General features: G+C 32.0%; 4 protein-coding genes. All 4 read left to right on the top strand.

Annotation, left to right across the window (positions count from 1 at the left end):
* Positions 1-94 precede the first annotated feature (94 nt).
* The 4 genes from HGPG_RS04020 to HGPG_RS04005 all read left to right on the top strand — a co-directional run bounded on the left by HGPG_RS04020 (position 95) and on the right by HGPG_RS04005 (position 2,637).
* Positions 95-676 (top strand): hypothetical protein, encoded by a 582-nt coding sequence (locus HGPG_RS04020; RefSeq protein WP_019124779.1) that lies wholly within the window; start codon positions 95-97, stop codon positions 674-676.
* 4 nt (positions 677-680) lie between these two features.
* The gene (locus tag HGPG_RS04015) at positions 681-1,232 is read left to right on the top strand and encodes a hemerythrin domain-containing protein (RefSeq protein WP_019124778.1); all 552 of its coding nucleotides are present in this window, start codon (positions 681-683) and stop codon (positions 1,230-1,232) included.
* Positions 1,233-1,336: 104 nt separating this feature from the next.
* Positions 1,337-2,203, top strand: a complete 867-nt coding sequence (locus HGPG_RS04010; RefSeq protein WP_019124777.1) for an S-layer homology domain-containing protein — start codon at positions 1,337-1,339, stop codon at positions 2,201-2,203.
* 74 nt (positions 2,204-2,277) lie between these two features.
* Positions 2,278-2,637, top strand: coding sequence for a hypothetical protein (locus HGPG_RS04005; RefSeq protein ID WP_019124776.1), 360 nt, complete (start codon positions 2,278-2,280; stop codon positions 2,635-2,637).
* Positions 2,638-2,696 lie beyond the last annotated feature (59 nt).

The following is a 2,696-nucleotide window of genomic DNA, read 5'->3' as shown; positions in this document are numbered from 1 at the left end:
TTTTTTTTTTAGAATTTTTTTGAATATATTGTGACAATTGTCACAATATTTTTTTGCTAAAAATGCTATTATTTTATTAGAAAAGAGGGATAAGATGAGTTTATTTTTAGGACGCATTCACTATATTATGTACGATAAAATTTTATTTCAAGAAGAAATTTTAGATAAGTTGTTGGAATTGTTGGATGAAGAAAAAAGTCTGGAGCTTAAAAAAGATTTAGATGATAATTTTCCACTTGAAAGAGGAAATTTAGAAGATATAATTGATGAAAGTAATATTCACGGCTGGCTCAATGAGAGAGTAATAAGAAGTGAAAATAGACTGGCAAAGGCAGTTTCAATTCTATTAAGGGACTTTGACTTAGAAAAATTAAAAAATAAATTTTTTGAAATTGGAGAAAATTATGAGGCAGGCGACAGTCCAATGGAAGTATTTTCTTTTATTACTTCAAAATTTTTGGATGGTATGCCCTGTGACCATGCCCTTGCCATTTTAAAAAATGATGAGGATGAATTTGTATTTACACTTGCATCTGATGTCCATAAAAATATTTGGGGAAATTATGTAGAGCCTGAGATTTATTGGATGCTTAGAGACAGCCTTATTCTTGGAAGTTTAAGCTCCACTAGTTTAAAATATCAAAAGATAGATGAAAATTATGTAATTAGGAAGTGATTAAGTGGATACTTTAAAAAATACAATATCTTATTTGGAAGATGAGCACGAAGAAATTTTACGTTTTTGCGACAAAATGGAAGAAAAATGTTTGGAGATCTTAAGGGGAAGGGTTGACACAGAATTTTTTAGAAAGGCCATAGATTTTATAAGAAAGTATGCCGACGGCCTTCACCACAAAAAGGAAGAGGACATTTTATTTGCGGCTATGCTTGAAAATCTTGGACCCGTGGCAGAAAAAGTTGTGCGTGGCGGCATGCTCGTAGAACATCAAATGGCAAGGGGCTATGTTATGGAGCTTGAAAATAATTTAAATTTATTTGAAAAATCCAAGGAAGATCTTCCTAAGCTTCACATCTTGACTAATGCCATGGCTTATGTGGAACTTTTGAGAAATCACGCAGAAAAAGAAAATAAAACAGTTTATCCCTTTGCTGATAAAAGTTTAAGCGAAGATGTCAAGCTTGAAGTCGCAAAGGAAATGGATGAAAGAATAAGGGAAGAAGAAAAATTTTTAGGAGATAAAAGAGATTTAATGAAAAAATTAGGACTTTAATTTACTTTAGCCTGCTATCAAAAAGATTACAAAATTATTACAAATCTTAAATTTTAAGGATTTTCGCCAAAGTTTTTGCTATTATAAGACTTCGAGGTGAAAGAATGAAAAAAATATTTATATTGATGATAATTTTACTTGCAATGCCCTTTAGCGTTTTTGCAGCTAAAGAAGTTGCCATGCCACTTAGTGTCAGCGCAGTAAAAGAAAGTGAAACTTACAACTTTGAAATAAAAAATGCCAAGGACAAGGATGCAGTTGAAATCGAAGTGAAAAGCGAAGGCAATGATGCAAAAGAAAATTTAACAAAAAATGTCTTTGTAAAAAATAATAAAAAATATGTTTCAATTACGCAAACAGAACTTGACTCCCTTGTGGGACCCTCAAGTGGCTATGCCTTTAGACTTAGATTTGCAAATAGTGAGGGCAAATCAAATTACACAGATGTCTTACATCTTGGTAAGGCGCCAGTTTTTAGAAATTACAGCTCCTGGGCTTACAAGGATTTAATGAAGGCAGAAGACTTAAAACTTTTCTCAAAGGATCTTGCAGCCAACACCAAAGAGAAGATCACTCGTGAAGAATTTGCAGAGATTGCAGTTAAGGCTTATGAGATTAAGTACAAGAGAAGTGCTCAAGGTTCTGTTAAACACTTTAAGGACACTGACAACAAATATGTGAACATGGCATGCGACCTTGGCATAATGAATGGTAAGAGCAAGGACAAGTTTGCTCCCAAGGAAAATATTACAAGAGAAGACTATGCTGTTGTTATTTCAAATTTATTTAAGCTAGAAGATGGCAAAAAAATAAAAATCAAGGACGGCAAAAAGATTTCTGATTACGCAAAGGACTCTGTTTATAAGGCTTTTAGCTCTGGATTTTTAAATTTAGATGAAAAGAATAATTTTAATCCAAAGAATCAAATGAAAAGAGAGGAAGTTATTTCTTCAATAGTACGTCATATTTGATTAAAAATTTACAAAAGTCCCTAAATTGTATATAAAACTTTATAATTGTGATATAATACTTCCAAGGTGAGGTAATGAAAAAAGTAATTTTTGACATTAGTCCACTTGGAAGTTTTCAATTTTCTTGTGAGACTTACATGATGTATTACAGAGAAAAATATGGACAAGATATTTTTTTCTACACTAGAAAAAATGGAAAGTATGTAAAGGTTGAGGACTTAGAAGAGCTCAGACATTTAAAAAGTAGAGTTATGGTAAGTGTTGACCTTGGCTCTGAAGTTGATTTTATTGCCCACGACCTAGATGCAAGAGTTAAACCACTTACAGAAGAGTTGGAAGATGACGAGTTACTTATAAATATAGTGGAAAGGCTTGGCGACAAGGCAAGCTGGAAAAATTCTAAAATGAGGGTTGTTGAACTTCAAGAATGTTGATTAAAAATTTAAAAAATTAGAAAAGAAAAGAGATTCCTTTAAATTGTTGGAATCTCTTA

The sequence above is a fragment of the Peptoniphilus grossensis ph5 genome, from assembly GCF_000311825.1.
In the GTDB taxonomy this organism is placed as follows: Bacteria; Bacillota; Clostridia; order Tissierellales; family Peptoniphilaceae; genus Peptoniphilus_A; species Peptoniphilus_A hominis.
Note: the sequence above shows the minus strand (reverse complement) of the source record. Positions and strands in the feature narration are given on the sequence as shown.